We start from the raw sequence: 16,959 nt of genomic DNA on the forward strand, positions 1-16,959 counted from the left end.
GGAGGAATGACCCGCCGCATCCTCGCCCTCATCGTCGGATTGGCCCTCTACGGTGCGGGAGATGCTCTCGCGATCCGCGCCGGTCTGGGAGTCGATCCGTGGACAGCCTTCGCGCAGGGCCTCTCCCTGCACACGGGCATCGGTGTCGGCTGGATCACGAACTTCGTGGGTCTGCTCGTGCTGCTGCTCTGGATCCCGCTGCGGCAGCGGCCCGGCATGGGCACGGTCGCGAACATCCTCCTGCTCGGCACCGTCATGCAGGCCACGCTCGCGATCGTGCCTCCGGTCGAGGGCATCGTGGTGCAATTCGCGCTGCTCATCGGTGGGACGCTGCTGGTCGCACTCGCGACGGGCATCTACATCGGCGCGGGATTCGGGCCCGGGCCGCGAGACGGCCTGATGACAGGAATGAACACGCGGCTCGGGTGGCCGATCTGGGTGTGCCGCGCGATCGTCGAGCTCACCGTGCTCGCAATCGGCTGGCTGCTCGGCGGCACGGTCGGCATCGGCACCGTCATCTTCGCCCTCGCGATCGGGCCGCTCGTGCACCTGAGCATGGCGCGCTTCGCGCGAGTGCGGCACGACGGCAGTGCCGAGGCATCCATTGCGCAGTCACCCATCGAGGGGGACTCGACAGCGCAGACGTGCCCCCGACAGGACTCGAACCTGCAACCGTCGGATTAGAAGGCCGATGCTCTATCCATTGAGCTACGGGGGCAGATCAAGACTACGGGAGCACTCGCCCCGCCACCCTGTCGCCGGGGCGAGCGTCGCCACCCCGCACTAGGATCGGTGCCATGGCAGGAACGGAAGGCGACCGGCTCGTCTGGATCGATTGCGAGATGACGGGGCTCGATCCGGAGGTCGATCAGCTCGTCGAGATCGCTGTGATCGTTACCGACTTCGAGCTCACCCCGCTCGACGAGGGCTTCCAGGTCGTGATCAAGCCCGATGCATCCGCTCTGGCGCACATGAACGATTTCGTCACCGGGATGCACCGCACCTCGGGTCTGCTCGACGAGATCCCCGAGGGGATCACCGTCGCCGAGGCCGAGTTCCAGGCACTCGAGTACATCCAGCGCTTCGTGCCGCTGGAGGGGAAGGCCCCGCTCGCCGGCAACACGATCGGCACCGATCGCATGTTCCTGGCTCGCTACATGCCTCGCCTCGACCGATGGCTGCACTACCGCAATGTCGACGTGTCGAGCATCAAGGAACTCTCCCGCCGCTGGTATCCCCGCGCCTACTTCAACGCTCCGTCGAAGGACGGCGGCCACCGCGCTCTCGCCGACATCCGCGAGTCGATCCGCGAACTGGCGTACTACCGCTCGGCGGTGTTCGTGCCGGCGCCCGGCCCCTCGTCCGACGATGCGCGCGCTGCCGCGCAGGCGGCGGTGTCGTCGTTCGCGCCCGGGGTGTGAGAGAATCTTGAGGTTGTCCCGAGCTCTCGGGGCCATGGTGGCTATAGCTCAGTCGGTAGAGCACCTGGTTGTGGTCCAGGGGGTCGCGGGTTCAAGTCCCGTTAGCCACCCCACGTTCTCCCGCGACGGGAGCTGATCGATGATCGACCTCGATGTCGACGCGTTCGAGGCGCTCGTGACCGATGAGCTCGACCGACTTCCCGACGAGATGATCGACGGTCTCGACAACGTGGTGTTCGTCGTGGAGGACCGCGCCGCCGACGGCTCGCTCGACCTGCTCGGCCTTTATGACGGGTGGGCGCTGACCGAACGCGACCGCTACGGCATGGGTGAGCTTCCCGACCGCATCATCGTCTACCGCGAAGCACATCTCGCCGTCTGCGACTCCGTCGACGAGCTCCGCGATGAGGTGCACACGACCCTCGTGCACGAGATCGCCCATTTCTACGGCATCGACGACGAGCGCCTGCACGAGCTGGGGTGGGCATGACGGGCACGGCGACCGAACTCGACCGCGACCTTGACATCGCCGGCGCGACCCGTAGCGAACGCCCCTGGCAGACGGTTGTATGGAACGACCCCGTCAACCTGATGAGCTATGTCGTGCACGTCTTCCGCACCTACTTCGGCTATCCCCCGCCGGTCGCCGAACGGCTCATGCTCGCCGTGCACCACGAGGGTCAGGCGATCGTGTCTGAAGGGCCACGAGAACTGATGGAACTGCACGCGCAAGCCATGCATGACTACGGCCTGTGGGCCACGATCCGGAAGAGCCCCGAATGACGACTCCTCGCCTGATCGTGCTTCAGCTGACCCGCATCGAAGCAGCCCACCTGCAGACGCTGGTGACGCAGTTCGCCGAGCTGGTCGAGGTGCGCGATGACGATGACCCCGCTGTGGCCCGGCTCACCCCGGACGCCTATCCCGACGACGCCCGCGCGGCGAGCGACTTCCGCGACGCGACGCAGGACGAGTTGCTGCGTCGTCGCTCCACCGACGCGGCCGTCGTCTCCGAAGCGCTCGACGAGCTCGGCCTCGAGGAGGCGATGGATGAGCCGGTCGAGCGTCAGATCGAGGAGGAGCTGATCACCCTCGATCCCGATCAGGCCGCGGCGTGGCTGCGCACCCTGGCGGCGATCCGCCTCGTGCTGGCGACACGGCTCGGGGTCACGGACGAGGACTCACACGACGACCGGGATCCTCGATTCGGCATCTACGACTGGGTCGGATTCCGACTCGACGGACTCGTGAAGGCTCTCGACGAGATCTGACCCACGTCCCTAGACGACAGTGAACCGGTGGGTCGCCCACCGGCTCGGGTCGTCACGTCGCACGTGATCCTCATCCTGAGCCGCCCAGGTGTCCCAGTGCGGTGCGTACGCCTCGCCGTCACGAGCGAGGGCGCGTTCGCGGCGAACCTCAAGGGGCGCGTCGAGCCACACCCGCACCGCGGCCGTTGGCGCGGAGCGAGGGGTGAGCACGCCGCATCCTTCGACGATCACCGAGGCGTCCGACGCCACCTCATGCCACTCGGCAGCCCGCGCCGTCGGCCAGTCCCACCGCTGCCAGCGGCCGATCGCTCCGGTCGCGCGAGGCTCGAGAAGTTGGGATGCCACGGCCTCCGCACCGGCGCGCAGCCCCTCCCAGCCCGGGTAGATGTCGTCGAGCGCGACCACGGCGGCACCACCGGCATGCGGCCACGCCGCGGCCAGCAGACGCGCGAGAGTCGACTTCCCGGCGCCGCTGCGGCCGTCGATCAACACCGTCAGAGGCAGGCCGGCGTCGGCGATCGCCGCCCCGAGCACCTCGGCGATCTCCGCGAGCGTGAGCGCTGCGACGCTACTTCTTGAGGGCGCGGATGACACGGCTCAGCGCGCGCCCGGACACGAACACGAGCGGGATCGCGACCGCGAGCAGCGACACCAGGTTCGGCTCGAAGCGCAGATCATCGCCACGACGGACGTACGCGCCGACGGGCACGCTGTATCCGCCGCCACCGCCGCCGCCGTTCCCCTCGGTGTCGGAGCCACCGCCGAACCCGGCCCAGGCGATCGCGACCGGGATGACGGTGACGCCATCGAGGTCGTGAGGCTCTCCATAGGAGGCCTTCACGCCGAAGTTGGCGACCTGCTTGCCGAGATCGAGCACGAAGTTGGGCATATGCCCACGCTACCCGCCCAGGCGGGGCCGCGACACCCCACCGTCATTCGGAGGCACGCGGCTTCGACGGCAACGAGCGTCCGCCTCGCACGTCGCCCAGCAGCGCGGCGCGCGTCACCGCGCCCCGCCCGAACTTGCCGGCGAGGCCGTCGAGCGCGCGCTCGACGTTGCGCCACTCCTCATCGTCGTCCCACAGCAGTCCGGCGTCTGCGGCCGGGCGCAGCCGTTCCCCGCGCACGCCGACCAGCCGCACCGGCAGCGGGCGCTCCAGCGCACCGAACATGTCGAGCGCGGCCGCTCCGATGCGCTGACCCACGGCCGTAGGGTCCGCGAGGGTCTGGCTGCGTGACAGCGTGCGGAAGTCGGCGAACCGCACCTTGATCGCCACCGTCGCCGCCTCGACACCGTGCGCACGCAGCCTCGCACCCACCCTGTCGGCGAGCCGACGGAACTCGGCGCGGAGCACGGCATCGTCGTCGATGTCGGTGTCGAACGTCTCCTCGTGCCCGATGCTCTTCTCGGTGCGCGTCGTCTGCACCTCGCGAGCATCGATCCCTCGCACGAGCTGCCACACCCTCTCCCCCATCGCCGCACCCAGCGCGCGCGTCAGGGTGTCGGCGGGCGCCTCGAGCACGTCGGCGACGGTGCGGAGTCCGCGCTGCTCCAGCGCCTCCGCGGCCTTGGGCCCGACGCCCCACAGGGCGCGCACCGGCCGTGGCGCGAGGAACCGCGCGGTATCGGCCTCCGCGACGATCAGCAGCCCGTCGGGCTTGCTGAGCGTCGACGCCATCTTCGCGACGTGCTTGGTGGCGGCGGCGCCGACACTGCAGGTGAGCCCGGTCTCATCCTTCACCCGCCGTCGCACCAGGCGCGCGATCGTTCCGGGCGAACCGAGCAGTCGCTGCGCGCCGCGGACGTCGAGGAAGGCCTCGTCGATCGACAGCGGCTCGACGAGAGGGGTCACCGAGCGGAACACCTCCATCACCCTCGCTGACAGCTCGAGATAGCGCGGGAAGTCGGGCGCGACGACCAGCGCCGCCGGGCACAGGCGCAGCGCCTGACCGACCGGCATCGCCGACCGCACCCCGAACCGCCGCGCCTCATAGGACGCGCTCGAGACGACTCCGCGCCCCTCCGGTGCACCGATGATGATCGGCTTGCCGGCGAGGGTCGGATCATCGAGCACCGCGACCGACGCGTAGAACGCATCCATGTCGACGTGCAGGATGCCCGCACCGGTGTCGTCGGCATCGGGCGGCGACACGATTCGCCCCGACCCGTCACCTCGACCCATGCCCCGATTCTCGTCGGTGCCGCCGACATCCGACGGCACCGACGAGATGATCAGAGCGCGCCGGCGCGCTCCAGGATGAGTTCGCGCACGCGAGCCGCATCGGCCTGGCCCTTCATGGCCTTCATCACGGCGCCGATGACGGCACCCGCGGCCTGCACCTTGCCGTCGCGGATCTTCTCCAGCACGTCGGGTTGGGCGACGAGCGCCTCGTCGATCGCCGCGATGAGGGCACCGTCGTCGCTCACGACGGCGAGCCCGCGCGCATCGACGACCTGCTGCGGCGTCCCCTCGCCGGCGATGACTCCCTCGAGCACCTGACGCGCGAGCTTGTCGGTGAGCGTGCCGGCGTCGACGAGCGCCTGCAGCGCGGCGACATCGGCCGGGGTGACCAGCTCGGATGCCTCGCGCTCACCGGCGTTCGCGATGCGGGCGATCTCTCCCGTCCACCACTTCTTGGCCGCCGCGGGGGTCGTCCCGGCCGCGACTGTCAGCTCGACCTGCTCGAGCAGGCCGCTGTTGCGGACATCCTGGAACTCCAGCTCGGTGAAGCCCCAGTCGGAGCGCAGCCGGCGGCGCCGCGCGATCGGGGGCTCGGGCAGGTCGGCGCGCAGCTCGTCGATCAGCTCGATCGGCGGGGCGACAGGCAGCAGGTCGGGCTCGGGGAAGTAGCGGTAGTCGTCGGCATCCGACTTCGGTCGACCCGCCGACGTCGTGCCGGTGTCCTCGTGCCAATGGCGCGTCTCCTGCACGATCGTGCCGCCCCCGGCGAGGATGGCCGCTTGGCGCTGGATCTCGTAGCGCACAGCACGTTCGACGGAACGCGTCGAGTTCACGTTCTTCGTCTCGGTGCGGGTGCCGAGCTTCTCCTGGCCGCGCGGGCGCAGCGACACGTTCGCGTCGCACCGCAGGTTGCCACGCTCCATCCGCCCTTCCGAGACGCCGAGCGCCACGACGATGTCGCGGATCGCCTGCACGTACGCCTTCGCGATCTCGGGCGCACGATGCTCGGCGCCGAAGATGGGCTTCGTGACGATCTCGACCAGCGGCACGCCGGCACGGTTGTAGTCGACCAGCGAGTAGTCCGCCCCCTGGATGCGACCGGTCGCCCCGCCCACGTGCGTGAGCTTGCCGGCATCCTCCTCCATGTGGGCCCGCTCGATGGGAACGGTCACGAGGGTGCCGTCGGCGAGCTCCACCTCGACCGAGCCCTCGAACGCGATCGGCTCGTCGTACTGCGAGATCTGATAGTTCTTGCCGAGGTCGGGGTAGAAGTAGTTCTTCCGCGCGAATCGGCTCGACGGCGCGATCGAACAGCCGAGCGCGAGGCCCAGGCGGATCGACGACCTCACGGCCTGCGCGTTCACGACCGGCAGCGAGCCGGGGAGCCCGAGGTCGACCGGGGCGATGAGCGTGTTCGGCGCCGCGTCGTGGTTGTCGGGGTGCGCCGGGTTGGGCGCCGCCGAGAACATCTTCGTCGCCGTGTTCAGCTCGACGTGCACCTCGAAGCCGAGCACCGGCTCGAACAGCTCGAGTGCCTTGTCGAAGTCCATGAGCGCGTCCTTGGCCATCAGCGCACACCTCCCAGGATCGGGGCGCGGTCGAGGAGCGGTCCGCCCCACTCCGCCTCGAGCAGAGCCTCGAGGGCGGCACCGACGCGGTACAGACGAGCGTCCTCACGGGCCGGGGCGAGGAACTGGATGCCGACCGGGAGCCCGTCGTCGTCGGCGAGACCGGAGGGGATCGAGATGCCAGGCACGCCCGCGAGGTTCGCGGGGATGGTCGTCACATCGTTCAGGTACATCTGCAGCGGGTCGTCGATGCGCTCGCCGAGCCGGAACGCCGTCGTCGGCGCCGTCGGCGTGGCGATCACGTCGACGTTCGCGAAGGCCGCGGCGAAATCCTGCTGGATGAGCGTGCGCACCTTCTGAGCCGACCCGTAATAGGCGTCGTAATAGCCCGCCGACAGGGCGTAGGTGCCCAGGATGATGCGGCGCTTGACCTCGTCCCCGAAGCCCGCCTCGCGGGTGGCCGCCATGACGTCCTCGACGGTGCCGCCGGCCACCGGGACCCGCAGGCCGAAGCGCACGGAGTCGAACTTGGCGAGGTTGCTGGAGGCCTCCGCGGGGAGGATCAGGTAATAGGCGGCGACACCGTACTCGAAGTGCGGCGCGCTGATCTCGACGATCTCGGCCCCCTGGGACTCGAGCTTCGCGAGCGCGCCGTGGAACGAGCGGGCGACACCCGGCTGGAAGCCGGAGTCGGGCAGCTCGCGGATCACGCCGACTTTCAGGCCCTTCAGCACGTCGCCGCGGGCACCCTCGCGCGCCGCGGCGGCGAAAGAGGGCCAGGCGTCGGTGAGCGACGTCGAGTCGTTCGCGTCGTGCCCGCCGATCACGTCGTGCAGGAGACCCGCGTCGAGCACGGTGCGGGTGACGGGGCCGATCTGGTCGAGGCTCGACGCGAGCGCGATCGCCCCGTACCGACTCACTGCGCCGTACGTCGGCTTCACGCCGACGGTGCCGGTCACGTGCGCGGGCTGGCGGATGGAACCGCCCGTGTCGGAGCCGAGGGCAAGCGGCGCCTCGAAGGCCGCGACCGCGGCCGCCGATCCGCCGCCGGACCCGCCCGGGATCCGGTCGAGGTCCCACGGGTTGTGCGTGGGACCGTAGGCCGAGTGCTCGGTCGACGAGCCCATCGCAAACTCGTCCATGTTGGTCTTGCCGAGCGGGATCAACCCCGCTGCCCGGGCACGCGCGACGACGGTGGCGTCGTACGGCGACAGGTAGCCTTCGAGGATCTTGGAGCCGCTCGTCGAGGGCATGTCGGTCGTGACCAGCACGTCCTTCACCGCGAGCGGAACGCCCGCGAGCGCGTGCAGCTCCTCGCCGGCGGCGCGACGACGGTCGATGTCGGCGGCCGCGTCGAGTGCGGTGTCGCTCACGTGCAGGAACGCGTGCACGTCACCGTCGACCGCGGCGATGCGGTCGAGGTGAGCCTGCATCGCCTCCACACTCGAGACCTCTCCCGCAGCCAGCCGATCGGCCAGCGCGGCGGCGGACAGACGAAGGATGTCGTCGCTCACTGCTCCTCCCCCAGGATCGCCGTCACGCGGAAACGGTCGCCCGCGGCATCCGGCGCGTTCTGCAGCGCCTGCGCGGTGGTCAGCACCTCGCCGACCGTGTCGGGGCGGAAGACGTTCTCCAGCGGGATCGGGTGGCTCGTCGCCACCACATCGGGCGTCGCCACCTGCGACACCTTCGCGATGTTGTCGACGATCGCGTCGAGCTGACCGGTGAGCCGGGTCACCTCGTCGTCGTCGAGCCGGATCCGGGCCAGTTCGCCGAGATGGCGCACGAGTTCGGGAGTGATTTCAGACACCCGACGAGTCTAGTTGGGCGGCTGGACCGGCCCGCGTTCCGGGCCGTCTCGCGCGTAGGCTGACCGCGTGACGACCTTCGAGCCGCCCCGCCCCTGGACCGCCAGCTACGCCGACGGCGTGCCGGAAGACCTCGCGACGGTCACCGGCTGCCTGACCGACATCGTCGAGGCATCCGCCCGGGACTACCCCGATGCTGTCGCCCTCGAGTTCTTCCGCCGCGAGACGACCTATCGGGCGCTCCACGAGCAGATCTCCCGCGCTGCCGCAGGACTCGCGGCGCTCGGTGTGCGTGCCGGCGACCGGGTCGCGATCGTGCTGCCCAACTGCCCGCAGCACATCGTCGCGTTCTACGCGATCCTGCGCCTGGGCGCGATCGCCGTCGAGCACAACCCGCTCTACACACCGCGCGAGCTGCGCAAGCAGTTCGAGGACCACGGCGCCCGCATCGCGATCGTCTGGAACAAGATCGTCGCCGACGTGCAGGCGTTCCCCGCCGACCTTCGGGTGCCGGCGATCGTGTCCGTCGACGTCGTGCAGGCGATGCCGTGGCACACCCGCCTCGCCCTGCGCCTACCGATCGCGAAGGCGCGGGAGTCGCGGGCGGCGCTGTTCGCACCCGTGCGCGGCACCACGCCGTGGGAGACCGTCGTCGCCGCCGCGCCGCTGCCCGACTCGCACCCGCGCCCGGCGACCGACGACGTCGCGATCCTGCAGTACACGAGCGGCACCACCGGAACCCCGAAGGGTGCGGTGCTCACCCACCGCAACCTGCTCGCGAACGCCGCGCAGGCACGCGCCTGGGTGCCCTCGATCGTGCGCGGAGACGGATGCGTCGTCTACGCCGTGCTGCCGATGTTCCACGCCTACGGGCTGACGCTCTGCCTCACGTTCGCGATGTCGATGGGGGCGCGGCTCGTGCTGTTCCCGCGCTTCGACCCGGACATGGTGCTCGCGGCGACCACCCGGCATCCGGCCACGTTCCTCCCGCTCGTGCCGCCCATCGCCGAGCGACTGCTCGCGCGGTCGCGCGAGACCGGCATCTCGATCGCCGGCACGAAGATCGCGATCTCAGGTGCCATGGCGCTGCCGCACGAGCTCGTCGTGCCGTTCGAGGCGGCGTCCGGGGGCTACCTCGTGGAAGGGTACGGACTGAGCGAGTGCTCCCCCGTGCTCATGGCCAACCCGGTCGCCGAGAACCGCCGACCGGGCACCGTGGGTCTCCCGCTCCCCGGCACCGAGTGCCGCGTGGTCGATCCCGACGAGCCGACGCGCGACGTGCCCGCGGGCAGCCCCGGTGAGCTCGTCGTGCGCGGGCCGCAGGTCTTCTCGGGCTACTACGGCAAGCCCGAGGCCAGCGCCGAAGTGTTCGTCGACGGCTGGTTCCGCACGGGCGACATCGTCACGATCGACGACGCCGGATTCGTGCGGATCGTCGATCGCATCAAGGAGCTCATCATCACGGGCGGGTTCAACGTCGCACCGACCGAGGTCGAGAACGCGCTGCGCCAACATCCTGATGTGCTCGATGCCGCGGTCGTCGGCCTCCCCGACGGCCACTCCGGCGAGGCGGTCGTGGCGGCGATCGTGCCGCGCGACGGTGCGGACGTCGACGTCGAGGAGATCCGGGCGTTCGCGCGCGGCGTGCTCACGCCCTACAAGGTGCCCAAGCGCGTCGTGGTCGTCGACGGCTTGCCGACATCGCTCATCGGCAAGGTGCTGCGACGCCAGGTCAAGGAGAAGCTGCTCGCCGACGACGCGCACTGACCCAGGTCGCGGCGACGGTCAGGACGCGTCGTCGCCGAGCGCACCCGGTCCTTCGGTGACGAGCAGATGGAACTGAGCCGCGTCGATGATGCGCACGCCGAGCTCCTCGGCCTTCGCGAGCTTCGATCCCGCGCCCGGCCCGGCGGCGACGAAGTCGGTCTTCTTCGAGACGCTCGACGCCGCCTTCCCGCCGGCCCGGAGGATGGCCTCCTGCGCACCTTCACGGGTGTAGCCCTCGAGCGTGCCGGTCGCGACGACGGTGAGTCCGTCGAGCACGCCGCCGTTGACGACCGCGGCCCCCGGGCCCGGATGCCCCGGCGTCGCGAACTGCGCGCCGGCCGCCGCCCACCGGTGCACGATGTCGGCGTGCCAGTCGACGGCGAACCAATCGATCACGGCCTCGGCGATGATGCCGCCCACGCCGTCTACCGCCGCCAGCTGCTCCTGGGTCGCTGCGCGGATCGCATCCACGGAGCCGAACCACTGGGCGAGAGCCCGGGCGGCGACCGGGCCCACGTGCCGGATGTTCAGTGCGACGAGGAACCGCCACAGCTCTTTCGTCTTCGCCTTCTCGAGCTCGTCGAGCAGCGTGACAGCCTGAGCGGAAGGATGCAGCACCACGTGGTCCTTGCGCACGCCCGCGGCACGGCGCTCGGCGGGCGTTGCGTTCTCCCACCCGGGCGGGTAGGTGCGCTCGATTCGCTGGAAGGGAGCGCGGCGCACAAGGTCGCCGGTCGACTCGTCGACCTTCTCCTCGCCCGTCTCGGCATCGCGCACCACCACCTCGATGGGGATGAGCTGTTCGAGGGTGAGATCGAACAGGCCGGCCTCGGTGACGAGCGGCGGTGAGGCGGTGCCGTCGGCCTGCGTGAGGGCGGCTGCCGTCACCTCGCCCAGCGCCTCGATGTCGAGCGCGCCGCGCGAGCCGATGTGCTCGACGCGGCCGCGCACCTGCGCCGGGCAGGAGCGTGTGTTCGGGCACCGCAGGTCGATGTCGCCCTCTTTCGCGGGGGCGAGCGGCGTGCCGCAGGCGGGGCACAGCGTCGGCATCACGAACGCGCGCTCGGTGCCGTCACGCAGCTCCACCACGGGCCCGAGCACCTCGGGGATGACGTCACCCGCCTTCCGCAGCACGACCGTGTCGCCGATCAGCACGCCCTTGGCCTTCACGACGTCCTGGTTGTGCAGCGTCGCCTGGCGCACCACCGACCCGGAGACCCGCGCGGGCGCCATGACGGCGAACGGGGTCGCGCGGCCGGTGCGACCCACCGACACGACGATGTCGAGCAGCTTCGTGTTCACCTGCTCCGGCGGGTACTTGTAGGCGATCGCCCATCGCGGCGCCCGACTTGTCGCGCCCAGCTCGTCGTGCAGCGCCAGCTCGTCGACCTTGACCACGACCCCGTCGATCTCATGCTCGACGTCGTGGCGGTGCTCACCGTAGTAGGAGACGAACTCGCGCACGCCCGCGGCATCCGTCGCGGTGCGGAAGGACGTGCTGGTCGGCAGGCCCCACTGCGCGAGCAGTCCGTAGACCTCGCTCTGCGACGCGACCGGCGGGTCGGGCCACGCGCCGATGCCGTGCACGAGCAGCCGCAGCGAGTCGAGACGCGCCTGCCCGGCTTCGAGCTCGAGGCCGTCCTTCTTGTCGAGCTGCTGACGGAGCCCTCCGCTCGCCGCGTTGCGCGGATTCGCGAACGACGGGAACCGGCGGTCGGCGCTGGCCTGCGCGCGCGTCTCGTCGACGCCCCGCGCGCGGGCATCGGCGGTCACGCGCTCTCGCATGCGCGACTGAAGTTCGTTCAGCCGGTCGAATGCCGCGACCGGGATGTACACCTCGCCGCGCACTTCGACGATGTCGGGATGCCCCGTTCCGGCGAGGCGCTGCGGGATGCCCGCGACGCGCACGGCGTTGACGGTGACGTCCTCGCCGACGCGACCGTCACCGCGGGTCGCCGCGGAGGTCAGCACGCCCCGTTCGTAACGCAGGTTGATGGCGAGCCCGTCGATCTTCAGCTCGCACAGCCACCGCACGGGTCGGCCCGCGGCCGCCTCGGTCTTCGCGCACCACTCGGTGAGCTCCTCGGGGCTGAAGACATTGTCGAGGCTCAGCATGCGTTCGGCGTGCGTCACTGGAGCGAACATCGAGCTCTGCGCGGCGCCGACCGACAGCGTGGGCGAGTCCTGGCTCTGCAGCTCGGGGTAGGCCCGCTCGATCGCCTCGAGCCGCCGCATCCACCCGTCGTACGTGGCGTCGTCGACCAGCTCGGCGTCGTCGCCGTAGTACGCGTCACGCGCCCCGAGGATGCGGGTCGTGAGATCGGATGCCTCGGCCCGCGCCTCGTCGAGGGTCACCCGCGGGAGTTCGTCGTCAGCCACGCGCCAAGTCTAGGGAGGGCCACCCCCACGGCGAGCGGATCACCCGGTGGACGGAACCCTCACGCGTCGACCGGCACCGCCGACACGGTGCGGTCGATCGTGAACTGCCCGAGCACGCGCGTGCCGATGTAGAGCACGGCGGTCTGCCCGGGTGCGACGCCGTCGAACGGGGTGTCGGGACGCACCGTCACCGCGTCCTCCGTGATCGTCGCGTCGGCGGGCACCGGGTCTGCGTGCGCACGGATCTGCACCTCGACCCGCAGGTCGCCTGTCGCAGGCGCCGTGCCCGCCCACGAGCGCCGGGCGCCGGCGATCTCGGCCGTCGCGAGGGCCTCCTTCGGGCCCACGACGACGGTGTTCGAGACCGGACGCACCTCGAGGACGAACCGCGGCTTCCCGTCGTCAGCGGGCACGCCGAGCTTGAGACCTCGGCGCTGCCCGACCGTGAACGCATGCGCGCCCTCGTGCCGGCCCACGACGGCACCGGTGCGGTCGATCACGTCGCCGTCCTCGGCGCCCACCCGGTCGGCCAGCCAGCCGCGCGTGTCGCCGTCGGGGATGAAGCAGATGTCGTGACTGTCGGGCTTCGCGGCCACCGTGAACCCGCGCTGCTCGGCCTCCGCGCGCACGACGGCCTTCGAGGGGGTCGCGCCCAGCGGGAACAGGCAGTGGGCGAGCTGCTCGGCGGTGAGCACTCCCAGCACGTACGACTGGTCCTTCGCGGCATCCGATGCCCGGTGCAGCTCACGACCGGACGGAGTGTCGAGAAGCGTGGCGTAGTGGCCCGTGCACACCGCGTCGAAGCCGAGCTCGATGCCGCGTTCGAGCAGGGCGGCGAACTTGATCTTCTCGTTGCAGCGCATGCAGGGGTTGGGGGTGCGGCCCGCGCGGTACTCGGCGACGAAATCCTCGATCACGTCGTCGCGGAAGCGCTCGGAGAAGTCCCACACGTAGAACGGGATGCCGAGGCGATCGGCGACGCGGCGGGCGTCCATCGCATCCTCGATCGTGCAGCAGCCCCGGCTGCCGGCGCGCAGCGTGCCGCCGGCGCGTGAGAGCGCGAGATGCACGCCGACGACGTCGTGTCCGGCGTCGACGGCACGCGCCGCCGCCACCGCGGAGTCCACGCCCCCGCTCATCGCCGCCAACACCCGCATGCCCCCAGTCTACGAGCGGGCTCTGGCGTCGGGGCGGGCGCCTCAGGCGATGGATGCCGCGGCCCGGGCCCGCACGAGGGCGTCGGGGAGCGCCGCGGCGAAGGCGGCGACATCGGCCGCGCTCGAGGTGCGACCGAGGGTGACGCGCAGTACGGCGCGGGCGTCGTCGTCCGAGCGGCCGAGCGCGAGGACCACGTGCGACGGTTCGGCCACCCCGGCCTGGCAGGCCGAGCCGGTCGACACCGAGACCCCCGCGACATCCAGCAGGAACAGGAGCGTCTCCCCGCGCACGCCCGGGAACAGCAGATGCACGTTGCCGGGCACCCGGTCGTCGGGGTCACCGAGCAGCACCGCGTCGGGGGCGATCGCGGCGACCGCGGCCCGCAGCTCGCAGGCCAGTGTCCGCAGGCGCGCCGCCTCGGCGTGGAGCTCGGCGACGGCGAGCTCGGCCGCCACAGCGAACGCCGCGGCACCCGCGACATCCTGCGTTCCGGCACGAAGCCCGCGCTGCTGCCCGCCACCGTGCAGTTGCGCCTCGAGACGCGCGCTGCGTGCGACGACGAGTGCGCCGACGCCGACGGGTCCGCCGACCTTGTGCGCCGACACGCTGAGGGCGACGAGCCCCGTTCCGGGCGTGGCATCGGACCGCCAGGCCCGGTACGCAACCGGAACGTGCCCGAAAGCGGCGACGGCGTCGAGATGCAGCGGCACCCCGGCAGCTCCGGCGACTGCGGCGAGTCGGGACGCATCGTTGACCGTGCCGATCTCGTTGTTGGCGACGAGCGCCGTCGCCACGGCGACGTCGTCACCGAGCGCCGCGCCGAACGCATCCGGATCGATGCGCCCCACCGCATCGATCGCCACGGGACGCTCCACGGCGCCGGGCAGCGCCCGCACGGCGTCGATCGTCGCGTGGTGCTCGCCATCGGGCAGAACGACGACCCCGCGAGCGACGGCCCGTGCCTGCCACAGGCCTGCCACCGCGAGATTCACGGCCTCGGTGCCGCCGGAGGTGAACACCACCTCGACGGGCTCCGCGTCGAGCGCGGCCGCGACCCGCTCGCGCGACTCCTCGAGCAGCCGGCGGGCGGCCTGACCGTCACCGTGGATCGACGACGCGTTCCCCACCCTCTCCTGCGCGTAGAGCCACGCCGCGCGCGCCTCCGGGCGCAAGGGGCTGGATGCCGCGTGGTCGAGGTAGACACTCACCTGTCCACTGTCCCATGCCCCGCGCGATGCGCGGCGACTGCGGCCACGCTCGCGCGTAACGCCGTCGACTCACATACTCGTTACCCTCGAGACCATGCCCGGCACGACCCCGACGTCCGAGACGTCGCTCCTGCATTCGACCGCGTTCGACGACCTCGGCGTCACCCTCCACGCCGGCGGCGGCACACTCCGCGTGTGGTCGGGCAACGCGATCGGACTCGAGCTGGTCGTCTTCGACGACACCGATCTCGACTGGATCACCGCCGAGCTTCCGATGAGCCCCTCAGGCCACGGCGTCTGGGAGGTGACCTCCGAGCTGCTGCACCCCGGCGCGCGCTACGCCGTGCGCGCCGTCGGCCCGCAGCAGAACGGCAGCATGTTCAACTCGCGCACACTGCTGCTCGACCCCTACGCGAAGGGCATCACCGCGGGCGGCTTCAACGACTGGCGCTCGGTCGTGGTGGATGGCACGTTCGACTGGGGCGGTGCGGCGAAGCCGCGGGTGCCGCTCGATCGGACGGTGCTCTACGAGGGTCACGTGAAAGGCCTCACGAAGCGGCATCCGGATGTCCCTCCCGCCCTTCACGGCACCTACGCGGGACTCGCCCACCCGGCGATGATCGAGCATTTCCACGCGCTCGGGATCACCACGATCGAGCTGCTGCCCATCCACGCGTTCCAATCAGAGCCGCGACTTCTGCAGCTGGGGCTCGCCAACTACTGGGGCTACAACACCGTCAACTTCTTCACCCCGCACCCGCGGTACGCGACCGACGCCGCGCGCCGCGCCGGCTCCACCGCGGTGCTCGCCGAGGTCAAGGGCATGGTGAAGCTGCTCCACGAGGCCGGCCTCGAGGTCGTGCTCGACGTGGTCTACAACCACACCGCGGAAGAGGGCATCGGCGGTCCCCGCTCGAGCCTGCGCGGCCTCGACAACCGCAACTATTACCGCCAGACCGACGACGGCGTGTACGTCGACGTCACCGGGTGCGGCAACTCGTTGAACACGTCGACGGATGCCGCGGCCCGCCTGGTGCTCGACTCCCTCCGGTACTGGGCCGACGAGGTGCAGATCGACGGCTTCCGCTTCGACCTCGCGACGACCCTCGGACGTGACGCAGCCCACACGTACACCCCCGAGCACCCGCTGCTGCGCGCGATCGCCGACGACCCGCTGCTGCAGGATGCCAAGCTCATCGCCGAGCCCTGGGACGTCGGCCTCGGCGGCTGGCAGACCGGCAACTTCGGCGCCGGTTGGCACGAGTGGAACGACCGCTACCGCGACCGCGTGCGCAACTTCTGGCTGAGCGACGTCGACTACGCCCGGCGCGCCTCGACCGCTCCGGTCGGCATCGGCGGGTTCGCGACGCGCCTGGCCGGATCGTCCAACACCTTCTCTGAGGACCGCGGCCCGCTGGCATCCATCAACTTCGTCACCGCGCACGACGGGTTCACCCTTCGCGATCTCGTCTCGTACGACGTGAAGCACAACCTCGGCAACGGCGAGCAGAACCGAGACGGTGCCGACACGAACCGGTCGTTCAACCACGGCGCCGAAGGTCCGACCGACGACGAGCGCATCCTCGCCACCCGGCGCAAAGCGATGCGCAACCTGCTCGGCACACTGCTGTTGTCGGCCGGCATCCCGATGCTCACCGCGGGCGACGAGTACGCCCGCACCCAGCGGGGCAACAACAACGCCTACTGCCACGACTCCGAGCTCACCTGGCTCGACTGGGAGCCGGCGTCCTGGCAGAAGCAGCTGTTCGCCCACGTACAGCGCCTCATCCGCCTGCGCCGCGAGAACCCGGCACTGCGCCCCATCCGATTCGCACGGCTCGGGGAGCACACGCCGTCGGCGTCGGTCATGGAGTGGTACGACGAGCACGGCGAGACGATGTCGGAGGAGCGGTGGACGAACCCCGCCCACCGCACCCTGCAGTACGTGGCGGCATCCACCCCCGAGTTCGAGGCGTTCAACCGCATTCTGCTGATCGTGCACGGCACCGAGCGTCCGGTCGAGGTCACTCTGCCCGAGGTGGACGGGGCCACCCGCTATGTCTCGCTGTGGCGCAGCGACGAGGACGTTCCGCAGCTGCTCGAACAGGTGCACGCCCCCGGCGACGCCGTCGAGGTCTCCCCCACCTCGATGTACCTCTTCCGTGCCGAATGACCCGGCGCCGATGAGCGCGGCGG

16 protein-coding genes and 2 tRNA genes are annotated in these 16,959 nt (G+C 70.7%); 8 read left to right on the forward strand and 10 right to left on the reverse strand.

Annotation, left to right across the window (positions count from 1 at the left end; genetic code table 11):
• The first annotated feature begins 6 nt into the window (after positions 1–6).
• Complete coding sequence (gene yczE / locus RR49_RS16245; RefSeq protein WP_048808851.1) at positions 7–684, forward strand: membrane protein YczE; 678 nt, start codon at positions 7–9, stop codon at positions 682–684.
• Here yczE and RR49_RS12360 read toward each other — a convergent pair.
• A tRNA-Arg gene (locus tag RR49_RS12360) sits at positions 646–718 on the reverse strand. The two genes, yczE and RR49_RS12360, sit on opposite strands and share 39 nt — an antisense overlap.
• 79 nt (positions 719–797) lie before the next feature.
• Here RR49_RS12360 and orn point away from each other — a divergent pair.
• The 5 genes from orn to RR49_RS12385 all read left to right on the forward strand — a co-directional run bounded on the left by orn (position 798) and on the right by RR49_RS12385 (position 2,692).
• Positions 798–1,421: an oligoribonuclease gene (orn, locus tag RR49_RS12365; RefSeq protein ID WP_045248400.1), complete on the forward strand. Its 624-nt coding sequence runs from the start codon at positions 798–800 to the stop codon at positions 1,419–1,421.
• 37 nt (positions 1,422–1,458) lie between these two features.
• Positions 1,459–1,534 (forward strand) — tRNA-His (locus RR49_RS12370).
• Positions 1,535–1,560: 26 nt separating this feature from the next.
• The gene (locus tag RR49_RS12375; RefSeq protein ID WP_045248401.1) at positions 1,561–1,911 is read left to right on the forward strand and encodes a metallopeptidase family protein; all 351 of its coding nucleotides are present in this window, start codon (positions 1,561–1,563) and stop codon (positions 1,909–1,911) included.
• Positions 1,908–2,204, forward strand: coding sequence for an ATP-dependent Clp protease adapter ClpS (clpS, locus tag RR49_RS12380; RefSeq protein WP_045248552.1), 297 nt, complete (start codon positions 1,908–1,910; stop codon positions 2,202–2,204). The genes RR49_RS12375 and clpS overlap by 4 nt, the downstream gene beginning before the upstream one ends.
• Complete coding sequence (locus RR49_RS12385; RefSeq protein ID WP_045248402.1) at positions 2,201–2,692, forward strand: DUF2017 family protein; 492 nt, start codon at positions 2,201–2,203, stop codon at positions 2,690–2,692. Before clpS ends, RR49_RS12385 begins: the two co-directional genes overlap by 4 nt.
• A gap of 9 nt (positions 2,693–2,701) precedes the next feature.
• Here RR49_RS12385 and RR49_RS12390 read toward each other — a convergent pair whose 3' ends face one another.
• From RR49_RS12390 to gatC, 6 genes are read right to left on the reverse strand one after another with little or no spacing between them, the layout of a single operon-like run.
• Positions 2,702–3,286, reverse strand: coding sequence for a zeta toxin family protein (locus tag RR49_RS12390; protein WP_245610988.1), 585 nt, complete (start codon positions 3,284–3,286; stop codon positions 2,702–2,704).
• A complete protein-coding gene (locus tag RR49_RS12395) occupies positions 3,261–3,581 on the reverse strand; it encodes a hypothetical protein (RefSeq protein ID WP_045248403.1) in 321 nt (106 codons plus the stop codon). Before RR49_RS12395 ends, RR49_RS12390 begins: the two co-directional genes overlap by 26 nt.
• 43 nt (positions 3,582–3,624) lie before the next feature.
• A complete protein-coding gene (locus RR49_RS12400) occupies positions 3,625–4,875 on the reverse strand; it encodes a DNA polymerase IV (RefSeq protein ID WP_045248404.1) in 1,251 nt (416 codons plus the stop codon).
• A 50-nt stretch (positions 4,876–4,925) separates the two neighbouring features.
• Positions 4,926–6,443 carry an Asp-tRNA(Asn)/Glu-tRNA(Gln) amidotransferase subunit GatB gene (gene gatB / locus RR49_RS12405; RefSeq protein ID WP_045248405.1) on the reverse strand — a complete coding sequence of 506 codons (1,518 nt, stop codon included), beginning with the start codon at positions 6,441–6,443 and terminating at the stop codon, positions 4,926–4,928.
• Positions 6,443–7,957, reverse strand: coding sequence for an Asp-tRNA(Asn)/Glu-tRNA(Gln) amidotransferase subunit GatA (gene gatA, locus RR49_RS12410; protein ID WP_045248406.1), 1,515 nt, complete (start codon positions 7,955–7,957; stop codon positions 6,443–6,445). The genes gatB and gatA overlap by 1 nt, the downstream gene beginning before the upstream one ends.
• Positions 7,954–8,253 carry an Asp-tRNA(Asn)/Glu-tRNA(Gln) amidotransferase subunit GatC gene (gatC, locus tag RR49_RS12415; RefSeq protein WP_045248407.1) on the reverse strand — a complete coding sequence of 100 codons (300 nt, stop codon included), beginning with the start codon at positions 8,251–8,253 and terminating at the stop codon, positions 7,954–7,956. Before gatC ends, gatA begins: the two co-directional genes overlap by 4 nt.
• 67 nt (positions 8,254–8,320) lie before the next feature.
• On the opposite strand from gatC, the gene RR49_RS12420 reads away from it, so the two are divergent.
• The gene (locus RR49_RS12420; RefSeq protein ID WP_045248408.1) at positions 8,321–10,018 is read left to right on the forward strand and encodes a long-chain-fatty-acid--CoA ligase; all 1,698 of its coding nucleotides are present in this window, start codon (positions 8,321–8,323) and stop codon (positions 10,016–10,018) included.
• 18 nt (positions 10,019–10,036) lie between these two features.
• Here the strand turns inward: RR49_RS12420 and ligA are convergent, their stop codons facing one another.
• Genes ligA through RR49_RS12435 form a run of 3 tightly spaced genes read right to left on the reverse strand, consistent with a single transcriptional unit; the run spans position 10,037 to position 14,763 of the window.
• Positions 10,037–12,397 (reverse strand): NAD-dependent DNA ligase LigA, encoded by a 2,361-nt coding sequence (gene ligA / locus RR49_RS12425; RefSeq protein ID WP_045248409.1) that lies wholly within the window; start codon positions 12,395–12,397, stop codon positions 10,037–10,039.
• A 59-nt stretch (positions 12,398–12,456) separates the two neighbouring features.
• Positions 12,457–13,554, reverse strand: a complete 1,098-nt coding sequence (gene mnmA, locus RR49_RS12430) for a tRNA 2-thiouridine(34) synthase MnmA (RefSeq protein ID WP_048808854.1) — start codon at positions 13,552–13,554, stop codon at positions 12,457–12,459.
• A 42-nt stretch (positions 13,555–13,596) separates the two neighbouring features.
• Entirely contained in the window at positions 13,597–14,763 is a 1,167-nt protein-coding gene (locus RR49_RS12435) for a cysteine desulfurase family protein (RefSeq protein ID WP_045248410.1), read from the reverse strand.
• 94 nt (positions 14,764–14,857) lie between these two features.
• Here RR49_RS12435 and glgX point away from each other — a divergent pair, with 94 nt between their 5' ends.
• Positions 14,858–16,936, forward strand: coding sequence for a glycogen debranching protein GlgX (gene glgX, locus RR49_RS12440; RefSeq protein ID WP_045248411.1), 2,079 nt, complete (start codon positions 14,858–14,860; stop codon positions 16,934–16,936).
• The last annotated feature ends 23 nt before the right edge of the window (positions 16,937–16,959 follow it).

Source organism: Microbacterium ginsengisoli, from assembly GCF_000956535.1.
GTDB lineage: Bacteria > Actinomycetota > Actinomycetes > Actinomycetales > Microbacteriaceae > Microbacterium > Microbacterium ginsengisoli.

What these genes read in the sequence shown, in the direction of transcription:
- glgX (WP_045248411.1), top strand. Translation starts at nt 14,858, where the DNA reads ATGCCCGGCACGACCCCGACGTCCGAGACGTCGCTCCTGCATTCGACC.
- clpS (WP_045248552.1), top strand. Translation starts at nt 1,908, where the DNA reads ATGACGGGCACGGCGACCGAACTCGACCGCGACCTTGACATCGCCGGC.
- gatB (WP_045248405.1), bottom strand. Translation starts at nt 6,443, where the DNA reads ATGGCCAAGGACGCGCTCATGGACTTCGACAAGGCACTCGAGCTGTTC.
- RR49_RS12375 (WP_045248401.1), top strand. Translation starts at nt 1,561, where the DNA reads ATGATCGACCTCGATGTCGACGCGTTCGAGGCGCTCGTGACCGATGAG.
- yczE (WP_048808851.1), top strand. Translation starts at nt 7, where the DNA reads ATGACCCGCCGCATCCTCGCCCTCATCGTCGGATTGGCCCTCTACGGT.
- mnmA (WP_048808854.1), bottom strand. Translation starts at nt 13,554, where the DNA reads ATGCGGGTGTTGGCGGCGATGAGCGGGGGCGTGGACTCCGCGGTGGCG.
- RR49_RS12395 (WP_045248403.1), bottom strand. Translation starts at nt 3,581, where the DNA reads ATGCCCAACTTCGTGCTCGATCTCGGCAAGCAGGTCGCCAACTTCGGC.
- RR49_RS12385 (WP_045248402.1), top strand. Translation starts at nt 2,201, where the DNA reads ATGACGACTCCTCGCCTGATCGTGCTTCAGCTGACCCGCATCGAAGCA.
- orn (WP_045248400.1), top strand. Translation starts at nt 798, where the DNA reads ATGGCAGGAACGGAAGGCGACCGGCTCGTCTGGATCGATTGCGAGATG.
- RR49_RS12400 (WP_045248404.1), bottom strand. Translation starts at nt 4,875, where the DNA reads ATGGGTCGAGGTGACGGGTCGGGGCGAATCGTGTCGCCGCCCGATGCC.